Annotated in this window: 17 protein-coding genes and 1 pseudogene; 7 read left to right on the top strand and 11 right to left on the bottom strand. The window is 40.5% G+C overall.

The features are described 5' to 3' along the window. The first annotated feature begins 332 nt into the window (after positions 1–332). The 7 genes from BFV63_RS22780 (at position 333) to BFV63_RS16735 (ending at position 5,967) form a co-directional block, all read left to right on the top strand. Positions 333–1,238: a DUF2971 domain-containing protein gene (locus tag BFV63_RS22780; RefSeq protein ID WP_023323124.1), complete on the top strand. Its 906-nt coding sequence runs from the start codon at positions 333–335 to the stop codon at positions 1,236–1,238. A gap of 629 nt (positions 1,239–1,867) precedes the next feature. Continuing rightward, positions 1,868–2,074, top strand: coding sequence for a hypothetical protein (locus BFV63_RS23145; protein ID WP_023323125.1), 207 nt, complete (start codon positions 1,868–1,870; stop codon positions 2,072–2,074). Between the two features lie 18 nt (positions 2,075–2,092). Continuing rightward, complete coding sequence (locus BFV63_RS16715; RefSeq protein ID WP_023323126.1) at positions 2,093–2,896, top strand: hypothetical protein; 804 nt, start codon at positions 2,093–2,095, stop codon at positions 2,894–2,896. A 202-nt stretch (positions 2,897–3,098) separates the two neighbouring features. Next, positions 3,099–3,536, top strand: coding sequence for a hypothetical protein (locus tag BFV63_RS16720; RefSeq protein ID WP_048241951.1), 438 nt, complete (start codon positions 3,099–3,101; stop codon positions 3,534–3,536). Continuing rightward, positions 3,505–4,716: a relaxase/mobilization nuclease domain-containing protein gene (locus tag BFV63_RS16725; RefSeq protein WP_069597575.1), complete on the top strand. Its 1,212-nt coding sequence runs from the start codon at positions 3,505–3,507 to the stop codon at positions 4,714–4,716. The genes BFV63_RS16720 and BFV63_RS16725 overlap by 32 nt, the downstream gene beginning before the upstream one ends. 530 nt (positions 4,717–5,246) lie before the next feature. After that, positions 5,247–5,633 carry an SEN1984 family lipoprotein gene (locus BFV63_RS16730; protein WP_032619194.1) on the top strand — a complete coding sequence of 129 codons (387 nt, stop codon included), beginning with the start codon at positions 5,247–5,249 and terminating at the stop codon, positions 5,631–5,633. Between the two features lie 19 nt (positions 5,634–5,652). Then, the gene (locus BFV63_RS16735) at positions 5,653–5,967 is read left to right on the top strand and encodes a cell wall-binding protein (protein WP_069597576.1); all 315 of its coding nucleotides are present in this window, start codon (positions 5,653–5,655) and stop codon (positions 5,965–5,967) included. Between the two features lie 52 nt (positions 5,968–6,019). On the opposite strand, the gene BFV63_RS16740 is transcribed toward BFV63_RS16735, so the two are convergent. The 11 genes and pseudogenes from BFV63_RS16740 to BFV63_RS16785 form a co-directional block, all read right to left on the bottom strand. Continuing rightward, positions 6,020–6,445, bottom strand: coding sequence for a hypothetical protein (locus BFV63_RS16740; protein ID WP_048241957.1), 426 nt, complete (start codon positions 6,443–6,445; stop codon positions 6,020–6,022). A gap of 96 nt (positions 6,446–6,541) precedes the next feature. Then, positions 6,542–6,928, bottom strand: coding sequence for a hypothetical protein (locus BFV63_RS16745; protein WP_001625709.1), 387 nt, complete (start codon positions 6,926–6,928; stop codon positions 6,542–6,544). Between the two features lie 14 nt (positions 6,929–6,942). After that, positions 6,943–8,816 (bottom strand): annotated as a pseudogene (locus BFV63_RS16750) (DNA-binding protein). Further along, entirely contained in the window at positions 8,813–10,117 is a 1,305-nt protein-coding gene (locus BFV63_RS16755; protein WP_048241963.1) for a tyrosine-type recombinase/integrase, read from the bottom strand. The pseudogene BFV63_RS16750 and the gene BFV63_RS16755 overlap by 4 nt, the downstream one beginning before the upstream one ends. Further along, complete coding sequence (locus tag BFV63_RS16760) at positions 10,110–11,312, bottom strand: tyrosine-type recombinase/integrase (protein WP_048241965.1); 1,203 nt, start codon at positions 11,310–11,312, stop codon at positions 10,110–10,112. Before BFV63_RS16760 ends, BFV63_RS16755 begins: the two co-directional genes overlap by 8 nt. A 295-nt stretch (positions 11,313–11,607) precedes the next feature. Then, positions 11,608–11,907 (bottom strand): hypothetical protein, encoded by a 300-nt coding sequence (locus tag BFV63_RS16765; protein ID WP_048241967.1) that lies wholly within the window; start codon positions 11,905–11,907, stop codon positions 11,608–11,610. A gap of 20 nt (positions 11,908–11,927) precedes the next feature. Next, entirely contained in the window at positions 11,928–12,134 is a 207-nt protein-coding gene (locus BFV63_RS22790; RefSeq protein ID WP_000795663.1) for a helix-turn-helix transcriptional regulator, read from the bottom strand. A 281-nt stretch (positions 12,135–12,415) separates the two neighbouring features. Further along, positions 12,416–13,261 (bottom strand): DUF6387 family protein, encoded by an 846-nt coding sequence (locus tag BFV63_RS16770; RefSeq protein WP_001067212.1) that lies wholly within the window; start codon positions 13,259–13,261, stop codon positions 12,416–12,418. A gap of 366 nt (positions 13,262–13,627) precedes the next feature. After that, positions 13,628–14,938 carry an amidase family protein gene (locus tag BFV63_RS16775; protein ID WP_048241969.1) on the bottom strand — a complete coding sequence of 437 codons (1,311 nt, stop codon included), beginning with the start codon at positions 14,936–14,938 and terminating at the stop codon, positions 13,628–13,630. A gap of 54 nt (positions 14,939–14,992) precedes the next feature. Beyond that, positions 14,993–16,288 carry a histidinol dehydrogenase gene (hisD, locus tag BFV63_RS16780; RefSeq protein WP_022651679.1) on the bottom strand — a complete coding sequence of 432 codons (1,296 nt, stop codon included), beginning with the start codon at positions 16,286–16,288 and terminating at the stop codon, positions 14,993–14,995. After that, the gene (locus tag BFV63_RS16785; RefSeq protein ID WP_003862281.1) at positions 16,289–17,431 is read right to left on the bottom strand and encodes a nuclear transport factor 2 family protein; all 1,143 of its coding nucleotides are present in this window, start codon (positions 17,429–17,431) and stop codon (positions 16,289–16,291) included. Positions 17,432–17,452 lie beyond the last annotated feature (21 nt).

Consider the following 17,452-nt stretch of genomic DNA (forward strand, 5'->3'; position numbering starts at 1 on the left):
GATTTTTCTTATAGCATTAAGGATACAATATTTTTTAGAGAAATGTTACTAATTATGTCAAAATTCTGAGATCCAGTTCACCCTGAGATTAAATCGAATTACATACTCAAATGATGCAGCAGTATTATATAAATACAACAATACAATGATTTTTAATGATTTTATTCATAGAAAAGAACTATAGGATACAACTGGCATACTTGACAGGGGACCTTCTCCTACAAAAAATGGTATATCGGATTTTCATGCACCAGTCTTTAGATTAGGCACTCAAAGTGATAACATATGGCTATATGAGTTTTATTAAAAATCAATAAAAGATGGTTTATATAATGGAAACACCATACACCTTTTTGAAATTCGTTACACAAGATAGAATTGATATTTTAAAAGATGGATATATTAGATTTACTCCCCCTAAAGACTTGAATGACCCCTTCGAAGTTAACCCTGTAGTAATTCCTCATGATCCTTACAATCTTCAACTGATAGAATCCGGGTATGATTATCAAAATCATGAATTCACAGCAAGTGATCATGATTTTTCATGGAAAAGATTCAATAAAATCGGACACTATAAAAATGAATATTCAAAGTTCTCTAATAAATATGGAATTCTTTCTCTTTCTAGTTCTAAAGATATGTGTTCAATGCCATCAGTAGCAATTTTTAGTGAAGAAGATCCAAGACGTAACTTATTAATGTGGTCCCATTACACAGACGAACACAGAGGTTTTATTATTGAATTCCATCGTAACTTTATTGATGACACTGAAATATCAAAAATAACGTACTCTCATGAAAGGCCAATGGTCACACAAGAAGAGATAGAATCAGGAGTCATTTTTCCTTTTTTTGTTAAAGGTGAGAAATGGTGTTATGAAAAAGAGTGGAGAATCATAAAACCCTTGGAACAAGCTGATAAAATAGTACATTTGGACAATGGTAATACCATACATCTATTTAAAATAAAAAAGTCTCAAATTCGCTCTATAACTACAGGCTGTAACATGGACACGAATAAAATAGAAGAACTAAAAAAAATTGTATTCACTGATCCAGAATTAAAAAACTGTATATTTTATGTTTCAAAAATAGACAATGAGGGGTTCGCTTTGGATTTTAGATCATATTCAGCCAATGGTTGGACTAATGATGATGTATTTGGATTCCCAATGATATCCAGACATCCCTTATTGATAAACCCTGAGAATGTAAAAAAGCAAGTGCAAGAATAATTAAAAAATACCTAAAATCAAACTTAAGGGTATTTATGATTCTGTTATATAACTTAATGAATATGAGATTTTTTTATTTTTGGGTTATTTGATAAGCATATTAACATCATCATTAATTTTGATCTGGGTCTACTCCCCCCTTGATTACATTATTTGGTTGTTTGCCCCACTAATTGTCCATTTATTATTTTCAGTTTGCATAACAATAACACGCAATAAGGAACAACGTGATTTTATTTAAAAAAACAGATCAAATGACTTCGCTCGTGCTTGTCCTGCATTTAAATCACAATAAATAAAATATGGTATTATTTTAATTTTTTCTATCTAATATAGATTGCTAATCCCCGCCAAAGTTAATAGTAACCGAACTGTTATATTTATAAAAATGTTAATTATAGAACCGTTAATTGCTTTACACTTTACGTTCGAAACTTTAGACTTATCGTTCATTCAATGAATGTTATTTGATTTAAGCAAACAACAGTTTTTTTAAAAATATAGAGCTTCAATTTTTATAATAAATCTCCTTATGTATGAGTTGCGAACAAATACTTGACAGATGATGATTTATGGTGTATAAAACATTTAAGGTCATTTAATAACCACTCGATATGCTTGGAGGATCTATGACAAGTATTTTACGTTTTTTAGGGCTTGCTCCTGGTAAAGATGAGGAAGAAATGGTTAGGAAACTAAAGAATACCTATTCATCGTTAAAAGTGGTCGGTCGCGGGACTATAACAGTTTCTGCTGATGAAGTTATCAATAATCCTGAGTTCAAAGAGTTGTACATACGAGCTAGTAACATTGTAGAACGCAGTAAAAATCAATGATCGCACAAGGATTGCGGCATGTTTGTTTTTTTAGTGATACCTATTTTAGTCAGCGGTTTTCTATTAGTCCACATCCACCCCATATATAAATATAAACTTCATCGCTATGAAGGGCAGTTCTTATACCTGAAAAGTGCCCAATATGGTCTTTATTCAATGATCCTTGGGGTAGTGTTTTTTATTTATGCCTCTGGCTCTCTGAGCATACCATATACAACAATAAGCTTTGATGTCATAAAATTTATCCATACCCACCTAAATTTTATAAACTCTATCAATCAAGATAAAAAATTACTTGATGAGTTATCCATTATTTTTTCAATAACTATTTTCACTTTATTTTTCCCTATAGTATGGACTCTACTTTCCTTTATTCGTTTATTTATAAAATACCGAACCTTCGATATAAAGCCATACATAATGTCAAGAATTTTAAATGACAGTCCTTTAGATAAATTCTTACTAAATGCATCAATAAGCAAAAATAAAGATGAAGCTGTCGTGATGTTAACCATGCAAGATAGAAAAGTTTATGTCGGAAATGTTATTACAACCGGCGAGCCAAGTGAGACTGAAGGGCCGGATCAGGAAATCGAGTTCATTCCATGGATAAGTGGTTTTCGTCATAAAGATACGCTAACCGTCACTTTCACAACAGATTATAAAATACTCAAAGAACGAATTACATTAATTTTAAAACAGGAAGAGATATTATCAGCGACCTCCTTCTCTTTCAAGCATTATGAAGAATTTGAAAAGCGAAAAGCTGAATTTAAAAAGAACAAATTAAAAGATATTATAAAAATTCTGTTAGATTTATAATGAGTAAGCAAGAGCTAATTTATAGAAGCGGTTGCACCGTTCTATAAAGCTCTTGCTTTTCTTGCTTCCTTTCAGTCAGACAATAAAAGAACACCTACACAATCAAGGTTGCTGATTGACAAACAACTAATTAATTGTATAAATGATATATTAAGCATACGGATTATGCTTATCAATCAGTAACATATAAAATGGAGTTTATATGAAAGAGAATATTTATACAGATAATATAGATCTATCCAAAACTTCCCGCCGTGGTAGTTTTAATAAAAGGAAATTCCCTTCAGAAGCAGTAAGAAGCTATTGTGTCAGTGTCCGTTTGAATGTTGAAGAACTGCACCTCCTGAATATTAAGCGAGGCTCTTATAAAAAGGGAGAGTGGCTTCGTATGGCTTCCCTTCAAAAGTTACCTCCTGTTATTCCAGCGATTAATACCAAAGCATGGATAGCTTTAACCGACATATCGCAAAAACTAAATCGCATTGCGGCCCACATAGATGGTAAGAGCAAAGATAGTCACCTTACTCATACAGAGCTTTTCGCTGTGAAGCGACAACTTGAAGAGCTTCGCACTAATCTTTTAAGTGACAGTATCTGGAGCCTCCCGAATGAAGGGTATGCGGAAGATTCGCAGGGGTAAGAACTTTGCTGGTGTGGTCCAATACGCATTGAAACCGGGAGAACATCATAAAAGCGATCCAATCGTAATCGGGGGCAATATGCTGAGTGATTCAGCCTTTGAACTGATTGCGGAATTTGATGGTACCAAACAGCTTCGGCCAGATGTTCAGAAGGCCGTTTGGCACAACTCGCTTCGATTACCCGATGGTGAATCACTAACGGCTGAACAATGGTCCAGCATCGCAGATGACTATATGAGGAGAATGGGATTCAGTGATACCCATCTCCGTTGCTATGTCTTACATGACGACGATGGCCAGCACATACACATTATCGCAAGTCGCATAGATCTCAATGGTGGGAAGCTCTACTTGGGTAGGAACGAAAACCTCATTAGCACACAGATCATCAGTAAACTCGAAGTCGCTCATGGCCTGACAGTGACCAAAACGGCATCTCCCACCTCGCAAGCACAACCGAAGCGGAAGAGAGTGTCCCGTAATGAGAAAATGCTATCGGAACGAACCGGGGTGCTTTCACCAAGAGAAGCTCTGCAGCAGATACTTGATAAAAGTTTATCTGATAAGCCGGACCTTCTAACTTTCACAAAACGAATGGAAGAAGCAGAAGTCGGCTGGACGGCGAATGTCGCTTCAACCGGGAAAATGAACGGGTTCTCATTCTCCTACCGCGATATAGCTTTCAAAGCTTCGCAGTTAGGCAAGGGTTACTCCTGGGCAAATCTTCAAAAGCAACTTAACTACAACCCTGATCACTTAGAAGCTATACGAGCGACCAAGGAGGCTATCCCTGCTCCTGCTCCTGCTCCTGCTCCTGCTCCTGCTCCTGCTCCTGCTCCTGCTCCTGCTCCTGCTCCTGCTCCTGCTCCTGCTCCTGCTCCTGCTCCTGCAACGATTTTAAGGACAGCAGAGAGAAGGGAAAGTATCGGTGGAAAAATTGCAGAACTGGACTTACGGCTCAGAGAAGACAAACGGAACGAAATCGTAGAAAAGATTCTTCAAAAGAATGCCGTCAAACAGCAAAAACATCTCAGGCTCAGTAGCTGGTTTCCCTTTTTACAACGGCTCATAGAGCTTCTCCGAAGCTACGGTAAGAGCATTCTTCACAAACCCCACCCTGGATTTTCAAAACTCTATGCAACCCGACTTCTACATAAAGAAAGGAAAATTCATTTATAGACAACAGCTTACAGCTTACCCCTGACAGCAATATTATTTTTTTAGTAGTAAATTTAGGATATGTCAAAAATAAATTGATCGTTATTACAGATCGATAATCAATTTATGATAGCCATTACCTATCGTGAGTCTTTTATCGATCGGTACAAGCAATTTTACTAAAGCGAGTCAGTCATCGAGAATCCCTACAAACAGCAGTAAATCTTCCACTCTGGGGTTGCTATGAAAAACGAAACAATTAAGTGCCCGTTCTGCTTTCAGGAGAGTCCGTTTGGTGTCCGTGTCTGCACTGGCTGTCATTCAACTATTAGATATGGAGCCGTTTCAGCCTGGTTAGCTTTACTAATAGGAATTGTGCTGTTAGCGATTGCTTTTCTTATATTCGCTATCAGTCAAAATTTTATATTAACTGTCGTTATCTATTTTGCGTCAGCAATTTCTTTAAGATTTTATTTACGTAAGAAGTTTGCACACAGAGCCGTTTTTACACATAAAAGCTAACCCTGTACAAATATAATAAGGAAGATAAAATGAATAAATTTATTGTTACATCCTTTTTTATTGCAATATTTTCAATTTCTGGCTGTTCTACATCCGGCAACCAAAAAATCAAAAATGAAACGGCACAAAGTCTACAATCAAAAATAATTAAAAACAAAACAACTAAGGCAGAGCTACTTGCTCAACTTGGTGAGCCTGACACCAGAACGACTCTTGACGATGGCAACGAGCAATGGAGATATTTCATGTATAACAATCAGTTCAATGCCTCGACTTTTATCCCTGTTGTCGGCTTGCTAACTGGAGGTTCCCAGACTCAGTCTAAAACTCTCGAAATCGACTTCAATGGAGAAACCGTAAGCAAATGGACATTCTCTACTGATAATAACAATACAAAATCTGGTATTCTTAATTAATCGTTTCCTGGACAAGAAAATGAAAACATACTCAATTCTCGCAGTTATCCTTTCTACTTTTTTATTAACAGCCTGTAATTCAGAACCTTCTGAAAAAGATATATTTAATGTTTTTAAAAGTGTTGTAGACAAGTCAAATGCAAGTATGAAAGCTCTGAACTCAAGTATTCCCGAAAAAGATCTTTTAAGAATCGATTATGTGAAGAAAGTAAGTTGCACAGAAGAAGCAAACAATGTTTATAACTGCATTGTCGATGCCTCGATTAGCAATATGAAACAGACAAAGCCTGTTAAGCTTGTGAAAGCTGATGGTGTCTGGAAAGAAGTTCAGTAGTAGTTCATATTGAGAAGTCTCTTTTAGCCCCTGCATAGGGGCTTTTTATTATCTATAATCTGACGGTTCTCACGCGAACTTCATGGATTAACTCTTTTTCAATTACTTTCATTTCATATTGTGCTCTGACCGTAGCATAGATTTGTTCTGCTTTTTCCTGATTGTTATCTATGAAATTAACAAGCGAGTTTAGCTCTCTTAGAACCCCTTCTTTGTTATTTAATCGTTGTAGTAGATTGCTTGTTAGACTTTTGTATACCGAGCTAAACATAGCCATTACGTTATCAATATTACGATTAGATCTAGAATAAATATTTTTAGGGTAAGAATATTTTAGATGGTATCCCACAAAAATTAAGTAAAGCTGGTATGAGAAACTTTTATCACCTGGCTGGTATCGTTTTGAGATATATTTATCGACGATAATGATAAGTTGCTCTTCCAGAGTAAACTCTGGATAGATAATGTTTTTGTCCATAAAATGCATCCTTGCATTAGTTAAATAGTCTTCCTGACCATATCTTTATATTTATCGCATTTATTAAACTTGTCAATAGGTGTAACCTATCAAATATTATTTTTTATTAAATGGCCTATTCAACTGTTCCATAGTAAGACCGTGTCTATAAGCATTATACTGCCAATAGCTAAATTGCTCTTTGTATCTATTGTTCTGTTTTTTCAACATTTCGTTTTCGGCTTTAAGGTTTATTATTTGTTGTGCCGCAATAGTTAAGTTAGCTGGTTTCTTTAGACCAGATTTTTTCAAATTGGACAAACTTTTCTTTGTTCTATACGCTTCAACAACTTCATCATGAGCACTTAAAGATTGCCTTGTGATAGTTCTGTTTAGATTCTTATAAACTGATTCACATAAATCACTCCATGTGATTTTACCGTCCCAAGTCAGTATAATGTGTTTAATTGCCTTTATCTCACTCCTGTTCAAATGTTTTGCCATAAGTATCTCCTGTTTTAATTATTCAAAAGCTTATTAATTCTTTCCAAATTTTTTTCATGGTGTTGCAACCATTTGTCTGCACCATAATCACCATTTTCATAAGCGATCTGAGTTATTCTCTTTAATTGCATTACTTTCTCTCGGACAGATTGCAGTCTAATTCTATCTACTGAATTAATGCCCAGTGTTTCATTATCACACTCAATAACCTGATTAATTTTTGCACAAGGCTTGATTAAATAGTTATGTACACAGTAACCAAATTCAGTTAAGTGTATTGCACCTTGATTAAGGTTATCAAAATCAATTGTCAATTCATTTGTGGGTATTGACTCCCTTTGACAGTAATTACTCCTATTCAATTTAATAGCTTTGATTTTATCTAACATATCTTCTTCTGACACATGGTTATAAACTCTGTTCTGATTCGCATTGATACGACCAGACCATTTAGCTATATCTAGTTCAGACATTTCACCATAATGGGCTATTGTGTTTAAAAGGTGCCGTGGCTGGTGTGAGCGAATAAGTAGTGGTTTACCTTCATCATCATAATACCCATATCGGGAAAATATATTTTTATAATTCATCTCATAGCTTTTTTTACTTTGTATATCACTGAAAAAGAAACTTTTAGTAGGCTTATAAAATGTTAAAATTGAAGTCATTCTTGATAAAGAAAATTGATCAGTATTGAGCAAGCATAAAGCATTACTAAATTTTATGGATTTTTCTTTATCATACCATGGAAAGTCTCTGCTAAAATTAGAACTAATAATTTCCCACAAATCACTCAATGAATAGTTGTAATCATTGTGGTTTAAGAAGCTTTTCCCACCATCCAAACTCGTTCTTTTAATTTTTAAAACACATGATTTATGATCAAATAAATGATATCCCAGTGCATGGCAAACTTGTACAACGGTCAATTTAGCTTTTTCATCAACTGTTGGGCAAAGCTCATGTCGGTAAAATTTATCCGGGTACTTTTCGCACCAGTGAGCAAGTGCTCTTGCATGTTGTGATAAGGAAAGTAATCTTCTAATCGCTTTCTTTGCAACTGGTATCATAACCCGTGGAATCCATTTGATATTAGGACCATACCCTTTTACCGAATAAAATCTCAACCCATATCTTTCGATACCCTTGCCATCTATTTGTGTAATCTCACAATCAGCAGGTAAGGCTAAAATTTCAGAGATTCTGCTCGGACAACAAAGTAGAAGTGCAAATACTGAACTGGTGAACTTATCCCTTGGACTCAGTAACTCATCATTTTGTGAAAAAATATCAGCAATAGCGAGTAATGCCTCTTCATCTGGTAACTTATCGCTTCGGTGATAATCCTCAATCTCAGGAAGATAATTGTTTTTGACTTTCTGTTTTACATGATTTTTCCATGAGATATATCCTGACTTCACAAGATTATGTTCACATAGAAACTTTGATATTTTTTCAAGCTGTATTCCACATTTAGCTAAAACGTTACCTTCAAAATATTTACTCCCGATCTGCATTGCCTCATCGAAAACAACGCCTGTAACATTATAAATGAGACCAGTGTTCTGAACCTGCAAAAGGGCCTGTTCGAGACATCGCAAGGCCATCATAATAACCCCATAATTTTTCAATGGTTTCAATGAGTGTTGATATCTGATATATGCTTTCACAAAATTGATATAATCTTCGTGCATTGCATCAATGGAATCAAAGACTTTATTTCCAACCCCTATTTTTCTAAATGTTACATATCCTTTCCAGGCATACTGCTCCCAATCCTGAGTTTGGGTTAGTCCGGGCAGTTGATAGCGACAAAATTTTATAAAACATTATAGTTTTCTTCTACAAGAATATGTTTTTTTGATTTGAACAAAATAATATTATTCATAGTTGATTCACCTCACTGCGATCAATCGGAATAAAAAACATACATTGATTGCAAGGGAATCCTGAATTCTGACTCTGGCATCTACTTGAAGAAAAAAATTTGAAATGACAACTCTTTTTCGATTTGATTCCGTTCATAAAAATATCAGCGACAAATGACAATTGTTCTGAAACAGCGGAATCAATCCTTTCAACACTGTCAGCATGATTTTTAATATAAATCCCCGCACTTGAAGTAGAGGAATGATCCAATAATTCAGCTATAGTATTAACATTATGCCCATCTTTAGCCAGCATAGTTGCTATTGTATAACGAAGCCTACGAGGAGTAACATTTAGTATCGAATCGGTATGGTTGGATATTACACCCTCATTATTAACAATACTTTTCAATGCTACATTAGCAATTGTAGGCTTCGCATATAATTTATTATATTCCAGAAGAATTGAACCTGTTATGGATAAATCTGAGAGTTTTTCCTCATTTAAGAAAATAGGAACTTCTCGTTTAGAATAATCATCAAGAGTTTTTCCAAGAGCTTGCTCAACAAGTTTCACTGATTGATTAGCTTGCAATTGAACAATTGATGCAACCTCTGATATTATTGCAAGTTCTCGATATCGTAGTTCTTTACCCCGTTGTTTAACTCGTGGCACTGAAATTACATATTCTACTTTGCCATTATCTAAGTTCTTTTGAATAAGGTCTTTATATTTCAACATAACTAACTGCTGAGGTCTTCTACCTGTAAGGCTGATCAATAGTGATATTGCATAATGTGGCAGTGACAGTTCACCTTTTCTATATGCATGATTCATAGCCTTAATCAAAGAAGTATGTTCTTCTTTAGTTAGTGGTCCCTCTGTTGGATCATCTTGAAGCACAGACTGACCAGATTTTTTTATCTTTAGGTCCAAATGCTTTAACAGCTCTACCGCACTTTCATCTATTCCTGGATATCCTAACTCAAACCATTTAATCAAAAATGGTCGTAAAACGCGAAATGATGCCGGGGCTTTTGATAATTTCTTATTTTGATATTCAATTAGAACCTTATCATCAATATGAGTAGGAGATAGTTTACGGATAAGACTCTCCATATTTCTAACAATATTTTTCACATACAAATAGCTGTTGCTATTAAAATAATATTGTACTGTATATACAAATCCACAAACCAAATTTTCGTTCATAGCATATATTAAGTTTGTAAGATTGATTCCGTTATTTTCAATCGAACTGACGATTTTATGTTCATGCAAAGACGTTTTATCAGAGTTATATTTAATTAAATTATTCATCAAATCCTCCTTTGAATAGTTGCTCTTGTTGTTCAAGTGCAGTTTTTTTCGATAGCTCAAAAATATGCCTGCGATTATAAATTATTGAAGTATCTGAACCAGGTCGCCATCCCATGAGATAAGAACGGATTTGCTGTTCTTTTTCATCGGATATATCTTGGGCATTGTCTATTGTTTTTGAGAACTCATAATTCCATGTGTGTCGTAATTTATGACCTGTTAATCCACTTAGAAGTGAGGATGATTGACGAACAACACTCACTATCTTATGGTATGAGGAAAATGACAGAGGTTGCCCTTGGGTCTTCCCTTCCTTATAGGTAATAAACAGAAAATCATGCTTATTAGCATTTTTAACTTTCCTACGATCATTCAAAATATAATCTGAAATTTCATATATAAGTTTTGTGTCAGCAATTAATTTTCTCTCACACGTCTTCACTAATGGCTGATAAACTCGTGGATCTGTTTTATCATTTGCTCTCCTTCTTATTGCGATTGTTGATTCTGCAAAATCCATATCGCCAATACGCAGATTCAAAAGTTCACCTGCTCTCAAACCAAAGCAATGTAATAGAAGGAATATTAGATTGTTTCTTTGTTGCACTTTTTCCGTAAACGGGTTCAAGTCACTCCCTGGCGAAAGTATGCTGAATAAAGAATCTAATTGTGCTTTGTCTAAGCTTTTTTCGATTTCCATATTATATTTATCATTATTCCTTGGTTTCTTTCTTTTTATGTTATTAATGAAAGCCATTACTTCCTTGAGAGTATTTTTCTGACCTGCATGTGAAAGAAGTATTTTGCACAACCATTCAAGATAGTTAGCGACTGTTGTAATGCGAAAATACTTAGTTGGTTTTTTGACATTTGAAACCATAAAATTACCATCCCCTCCATCTCGGAAATTTAATGAAGTGAATTCAATCAAATCCTCAATTTCATGAGGAGCGAGAAACAGCTTATTCTGGATTCTTTCATCAATATTGATATTTTTTCTCATAAAGAATCGATATAACAATGAAATGCTCCCAGCGATAACCTTCATTGTTGATATAGACTCTGAACGATTCCTGACTTGTGTTGTTATATACAAGTTTGGATAATACAATGGCTCACCAGTATCTTTATTTACAACATGACAATATCTCTCACCATTTTCGAACATAAAAGAATCCACACAAATACTGCACATATTTTCCTCCTAAACTTTACAAAAAGTATAATTCCAATATATTAATAATAAGCATTTCGTAGATTTACAAATTTATTTGGACCGATTAAGATATTTATTTAAATTAAAACAGTGAGATAGACGATTATTCTTGTCAAATTATCATCTGGTAGATCTAGTTAATATTATGTACACCTAATACTTCGAAAACTATCTCACTGCCTTGCTAATAAACGGCAACCAAAATAATGTAAGTTATTCTGTAAAGTTTTAAGATAAATTATGCAGCCAAACTTTACATTTTCATAAAAAGCTCTTAATCCATTAGATATAAAATTATCCGCTTCGCTAGGAGTTTCAATTCATCAGGACATTTAATTAGAGATAACCAGGTCTCGTAAACATATATCTGTTTGCAAGCATCAAGCTCAGAGATCGAGTCTAAAGGTTCTCTCAGGTTTCCTACAAGGTACTGACTGAGCCAGTAAATGATTTCTTTATTAAACTCGTTATTAGGTAAGTCATAAATCACTTCTTGGTCAAAGATCTTGTAAAAAAGATCTCCGCATAAATTGCACATATGGTTTTCTTCGCTTACAAATTCTTCGATATTCATAAAATCACTCCTAAGTTCAATTAAGCAACATTATTTCGACTTGTTTCGATAACAGACTGAATCCAGGTATCAATCTCACTTTCAACGAAAGCTACTGCACGACTTCCAATTTTGACAGGAGCAGGAAACTTACCATCGTTGATCAGACGATATATCCAGGCTTTTCCGTAGCCAGTTCGTTCGAGAACTTCTGGTAATCGTATTAGGCGGGTTGCTTGATTTTTCATTTCGTTATCCCTTGTCGTTGCGGTGAAGTCACTATACGAACAGTTGGGAAAAGAAAAGAGCGAAGCTCCTGAAGCGGAGGTTCTTCGTAGCTATGCAGGATGGTTTTCTCGAAGTTGGTGCCGTACAGAAAAGGGGAACTTGAGAGTAGCTGAAATTCCCCCGTTTTATAGCAAGTGTCAAAATGCCCGGTTTAAAGTAAAAATCGCAAAAAAAAAGCACCATTCACAATGATTCCTTTAGTTAATTTTAACAATTAAAACAAATAGTTATAAATGTAATTCTAATCAGATAGTTTCATTACATCAGAGACTTTCATTTGCTTCAAATGGCTATTTTTGTTCATGAAGTAATGGAATTGTCGGATAAAGTCAGTTGTGCAGGATTTAAGAGCCAAAGGCCTGTCGGTATCTTTGATTTGGCTAGACTGCCTCATTTCGCTTTCTTCGTCATCGTCTGTATATAGCAGTCTGGATAACCTGTCGTCAGAGACACGGATTTTTTTAACGGCTGCCCACACCAGGATATCCAGCATAGGTATCACACGATAACTGATGAGTTTCTTGATAGTTCCATACCCAAAGCGAACTGATTCTAAAGGATCTGGTTCGATACCTTTGATTTTACGCCACTGCGGTAATGCAGCTTTAAGCGACTCTGCAATCTCTTCGTCTGTGCCACTTGCCAAATCAATCTCGAACATGACTGTTCGTGAAAACTGATCTGGCATAATATCTGAAAGTGATTCTTCCCGAAGATCTCTGTTTATTGAATAATTGTCATCACCATCCCAAACAAAACCTCCGCGTTGCATAGCAATGATGCTCGTTTCAGCAAGGCGATCAAGAGTTGTTAGAAAAAAATGGGGAGGCTGAAAAAGTTTATTGGCAGGAGTCATGTATCCCAGTTGCCCTTCTTCAATTAAAAAAGGATTGCCACTGAAAATTTTTGAGAAGTAACCCATAAGAGTTCTGCTCTCAAACTCTTCCCGATACTCCTTAAAGAACAAGTTACGAGCCCATATCTCATGGTAAAACTGGAGCAATGAGAGGTCTTCAAATTTGCGATATGTATCAATCTTAAACCAACTCTTGATGTCTTTTGTGTGCTCTGGTGACCAGTTGTTCAAAATCCATTCTCCACCTATGCTGGTACTGCCCTACGGATAGAATTCAGTTTCGCTGAAAAACTACCGCATTCACTAATCGGTGAAAAGCAGATCCTGCTTGCGCAGTTCAGCTACTAGCAGGGAGTTGAACTGAAGAATTTGTTTCCTTTTGATACAATTCTCCAATCCGCTAATCGTGATAACCCATACCATTACGATTTATGGTTCCTTTTTAGAACCACACATAAAATTTAAAGTATAAATAACATTAAAAATCAATGGAATGAATGGCTAATTACAGGGACGCCAGCCCCAAATAATGATACGGATATGTCCGGTGAAGTACAGAAAGCCCGCACAGCACAAGCTCTGCGGGCTTTTTTGTATCTATCCCTTCTCGCCCAGCGCCCCCTCACACGCCAGCGCCAGCACCATCAGTGCCGCCTCATCCTCCTGCACCGATAACATCTCCATCCCCACCGGCAGACCGATACGGCTTACGCCACAGGGCAACGTAATGGCAGGCAGGCCGCTGATGGCGGCCAGTTCTGGCGCGCAGCCTGGCGGCATCTTCGCCATACTTTCTGGTAATCGTTGTACGGTGGGATACACAAATCCGTCGATGCGCTGCGCCTCCGCCACCTGGCAAAGGTTCTGCCGCAACAGGCGCTGAAAGCGACGCCCCGCCAGCCAGAGCGGGGTTTTCAGCGTGTTACTCGCCAGCATCTGACGTAGAAACGGCGCAAACTCCGGCAGGAAAGCTCCGGAGTCCACAATGCCTGTCAGTCCGGAGGGAGCGCCAGGCTGTTTGCTAAGCCAGTCGTCAATCGCCACGCGAAATTCATACAGACTGAGGCAGGTGGCCTGCCTCACCTCTTCAAGGAAAGGGAGTGAAACCTCCACCAGCGTCGCTCCGGCACGGCGCAACGTGTGCAGCGCTGACTGCCAGACCTCCAGCTGTACCTCATCCTCACCCTGTAACGCGGTCACCACGCCAAAGCGAACGCCTTTCAGCGAACGCACAGGAAGCGCAACCGGCGGCAAGCCATGGATCACCGCATGCAGCAAGGCGGCATCTTCAACGCTATGTACCATTGGCCCAACGGTATCTTTGCTGGGCGAAAGCGGCGCCACACCGTTAAGCTGTGAACGGCGAAAGGCAGGCCGTAGCCCCACCAGCCCGGTATAGCTACAGGGAATGCGGATAGAGCCGCCGGTATCGGTACCCAATGCGCCATCCGCCATTCCCGCCGCCACGGCCGCAGCGCATCCTCCGCTGGAACCTCCGGCGGTGAGTGTCGGGCAAAGTGGATTCGCCACATCGCCCCCCAGCGAGCTTCGCGAGCGCACATCGAACGCGAACTCGGACATATTGGCCCTGGCGAGAATAATCGCCCCCGCGCTGCGCAATCGCTGCACGACCCGTGCATCCGCTGTCGCGTTAAGTGAGGCCAGCGCCCGGCAGCCAAGAGTAATGGGCATCGGCGCGCAGGCAATATTATCTTTGACGATCAGCGGCACGCCGTGCAGGGGGCCGATCGGTTCTCCACGTCGACGCTGCTGCTGATGCTGTTCCGCCTGAGACGTAGCGTCAGGGTTAACCCCGAGGATCGCGTTGAGCGCCCGGTGCTGCTGTATGACGTCGAGACGGTGGGCAATTTCCTCCGGGCAGTCGTCTGGCGGTATCAGGCGCTTCATAGTCTCAGGCTCCCTAGTGATGAAAACCGGGCAGAAGGCTGCCCGGGATACGTTTTAGTCCCGCATGCCGGTAGTAATGGCATCAATGTCCTGCGGACGCAGACGAATTTCCGCCGCCCGTCGGTGCCCCTGCATCCCCTCGGTACGGCTCTGGCGGATCGCCGGTTCTGCGATTGCCGGGATACCCTGCTCGTCAATCCACTGATGGGTACAGATTTTGACGTACGCGCCAACCCACAGACCGCCGGTATAGCGTGCCGCCGCCATCGTCGGTAACGTGTGGTTGGTGCCGCAGCATTTATCAGAGAACACCACACTGGCGTTCTGACCAATAAACAGCGAGCCATAGTTGCGGATCTTCGCCGCCGTCGCGTGCGGATCGCGGGTATGCACCTGCAAATGCTCCGTCGCCATATGGTCAGCAAAAGCAATCAGCTGCGCTTCATCTTCGCAGAGCACAATCTCACCCTGCCGGCGCCACGCCTCCCCCGCCGTTGCCGCCGTTGGCAGGCTGGCGAGCTGACGCTCAACCTCCGCCAGGGTACGCTCAGCGATATCCCGGCTGGTTGTCGCCAGCCCGACGCGGGTATGAATATCGTGCTCTGCCTGCGCCAGCATATCGGCGGCCAGAATGCGCGGGTCGGCGCTGTCGTCCGCGATAGTGAAAATCTCGCTCGGCCCGGCGAGGGCATCAATGCCGACCCGACCAAAAACCTGGCGTTTCGCTTCATTAACGAAGGCGTTGCCTGGCCCAACGATTTTGTCCACCGACGGAATGCTCTCCGTTCCCCAGGCCATAGCCGCAATGGCCTGCGCGCCGCCAACTTTGAAAATGCGGTGCGCGCCTGCCAGATGGCAAACTGCAATCATCGCCGGATGGGCGCCCGGGGGCAGACAGGCGATAATCTGTTCACAACCCGCCACCGTCGCAGGAACAATCGACATCACGGGAGCGGAGAGAATCGGATACCGACCGCCCGGCACGTAGCAGCCCACCGTCTGCACCGGGATGATCCGGTGACCGAGATGCACGCCAGGCAGCGTCTCTACCTCCAGCGGCTGCATGGTCGCCAGCTGCGCCTGCGCAAAACGACGCACCTGATTAATCGCAAACTCACTGTCGCGGCGCGTCTGGGCATCCATCCCCTCCAGTGCTTCGGCGATCTCCTGCTCGCTCACCTCAAACTGCGCGGGCACGACCTTATCAAACTGCTGCGAAAAGGCTCTTAGCGCCGTATCGCCTTCGGTTTTCACGCGCTCGATAATGGCGCTGACCTTCTCCGTCAGGGAACGATCGGCCTGCGCATCCTGCCCCTGCGGGCGCTTAATCCAGCTCACCTTATTTAACATTTACTCGTCCTCCATCTGGCCGAGTTTGATTTGCGCCAACAGCGCCAGATGGTCGTAAACCACCCACTCATCAACAATTTTTCCGTTGACGATGTGGTAGTGCGACATGCCCATCACAAACAGTCGTTCTCCGGTCGGCTTGCCCAGTTCGCCGTAACCCAGGTGATGCCCTTCGATGATCCAGCGAACGGCCACTTTGACGCCGCCTTCATCGCACGGGTTGGAACAAATATGCTGCGGCAGCCACGCGCCGTCAGGGATCATCCCCACCAGCGCCAGCGTCTGATGGGTTACCGCCGCGGTGCCGTACAGCTCTTTCATCAGCGGACCGTGCCACTGTACGTTAGGCGCATACACTTCTTTGATCTTGCCAAACATCCGGCGGTTGTAGATCTCATGCAGCCAACGCAGGCACTGCTCCTCAGTATCAGTGTGCGCAATGGATACATCGCACTCCATCTCCGGCGGATATTGCCCCAGCATGCGGCCGTTTTCGCCGATGTCCATCACGCGGAAGCCTTTATCGAACTGCTCTTTTGCCATATTAAATGCGATTTGATCGGTGTTCAGGCCAAGCTGTTTCATTAACGACATGTTGTCGCTGACCACCCACTCCCGATAAATTTTATTCTCGTGGATCATGCAATCCGCCACGGTCCGGGTAACGAAGGTGCGGTTGGTCGGCTTGCCTAAATGGCTGTGCTGGGTATGCCGCCCGCTTCCCGTCACCAGGTGAGAGGTATAAAAACCGTCAACATCATTTCCGTTCCAGATAACCTGGGTTGCCATTCCGCGCCGTTCCGGGAAGGCAATTAAGCGTTGCAGCGTATCCTGTACCACCTGTTCACGGTTATAGAGTGTCCCCAGCGCGTTATACAGCACGCAGTTATGGGTATAGTGAGAATAAATTAAGCCGACATCGCGCTCATCCCATATTTTATGGGTGCAGCGAACGATATAATCGACAATATCGGTATAGCAGTCATCAAAGCCGCGTAATGATTGCACACGCGGTCTTTTTTCCGGTACCAGATCGACAAAATCACGACGCTCCACCTGTAATACAGGTTCCTCTTTCAGAGATTTCACGCTGCTTTTTTCGGGTACGGCTGGTGCTTTATTTGTTGCTTCGGTGGAAGACATATAAACTCCTGCTCTGTTTTC

The organism is Enterobacter hormaechei subsp. xiangfangensis (assembly GCF_001729785.1).
Lineage (GTDB): Bacteria > Pseudomonadota > Gammaproteobacteria > Enterobacterales > Enterobacteriaceae > Enterobacter > Enterobacter hormaechei_C.

What these genes read in the sequence shown, in the direction of transcription:
- BFV63_RS16775 (WP_048241969.1), bottom strand. Translation starts at nt 14,938, where the DNA reads ATGAAGCGCCTGATACCGCCAGACGACTGCCCGGAGGAAATTGCCCAC.
- BFV63_RS16760 (WP_048241965.1), bottom strand. Translation starts at nt 11,312, where the DNA reads ATGTGCAGTATTTGTGTGGATTCTTTTATGTTCGAAAATGGTGAGAGA.
- BFV63_RS16730 (WP_032619194.1), top strand. Translation starts at nt 5,247, where the DNA reads ATGAATAAATTTATTGTTACATCCTTTTTTATTGCAATATTTTCAATT.
- hisD (WP_022651679.1), bottom strand. Translation starts at nt 16,288, where the DNA reads ATGTTAAATAAGGTGAGCTGGATTAAGCGCCCGCAGGGGCAGGATGCG.
- BFV63_RS16715 (WP_023323126.1), top strand. Translation starts at nt 2,093, where the DNA reads ATGTTTGTTTTTTTAGTGATACCTATTTTAGTCAGCGGTTTTCTATTA.
- BFV63_RS16745 (WP_001625709.1), bottom strand. Translation starts at nt 6,928, where the DNA reads ATGGCAAAACATTTGAACAGGAGTGAGATAAAGGCAATTAAACACATT.
- BFV63_RS22780 (WP_023323124.1), top strand. Translation starts at nt 333, where the DNA reads ATGGAAACACCATACACCTTTTTGAAATTCGTTACACAAGATAGAATT.
- BFV63_RS16725 (WP_069597575.1), top strand. Translation starts at nt 3,505, where the DNA reads ATGAAGGGTATGCGGAAGATTCGCAGGGGTAAGAACTTTGCTGGTGTG.
- BFV63_RS16720 (WP_048241951.1), top strand. Translation starts at nt 3,099, where the DNA reads ATGAAAGAGAATATTTATACAGATAATATAGATCTATCCAAAACTTCC.
- BFV63_RS23145 (WP_023323125.1), top strand. Translation starts at nt 1,868, where the DNA reads ATGACAAGTATTTTACGTTTTTTAGGGCTTGCTCCTGGTAAAGATGAG.
- BFV63_RS16740 (WP_048241957.1), bottom strand. Translation starts at nt 6,445, where the DNA reads ATGGACAAAAACATTATCTATCCAGAGTTTACTCTGGAAGAGCAACTT.
- BFV63_RS16755 (WP_048241963.1), bottom strand. Translation starts at nt 10,117, where the DNA reads ATGAATAATTTAATTAAATATAACTCTGATAAAACGTCTTTGCATGAA.
- BFV63_RS16735 (WP_069597576.1), top strand. Translation starts at nt 5,653, where the DNA reads ATGAAAACATACTCAATTCTCGCAGTTATCCTTTCTACTTTTTTATTA.
- BFV63_RS16785 (WP_003862281.1), bottom strand. Translation starts at nt 17,431, where the DNA reads ATGTCTTCCACCGAAGCAACAAATAAAGCACCAGCCGTACCCGAAAAA.
- BFV63_RS22790 (WP_000795663.1), bottom strand. Translation starts at nt 12,134, where the DNA reads ATGAAAAATCAAGCAACCCGCCTAATACGATTACCAGAAGTTCTCGAA.
- BFV63_RS16765 (WP_048241967.1), bottom strand. Translation starts at nt 11,907, where the DNA reads ATGAATATCGAAGAATTTGTAAGCGAAGAAAACCATATGTGCAATTTA.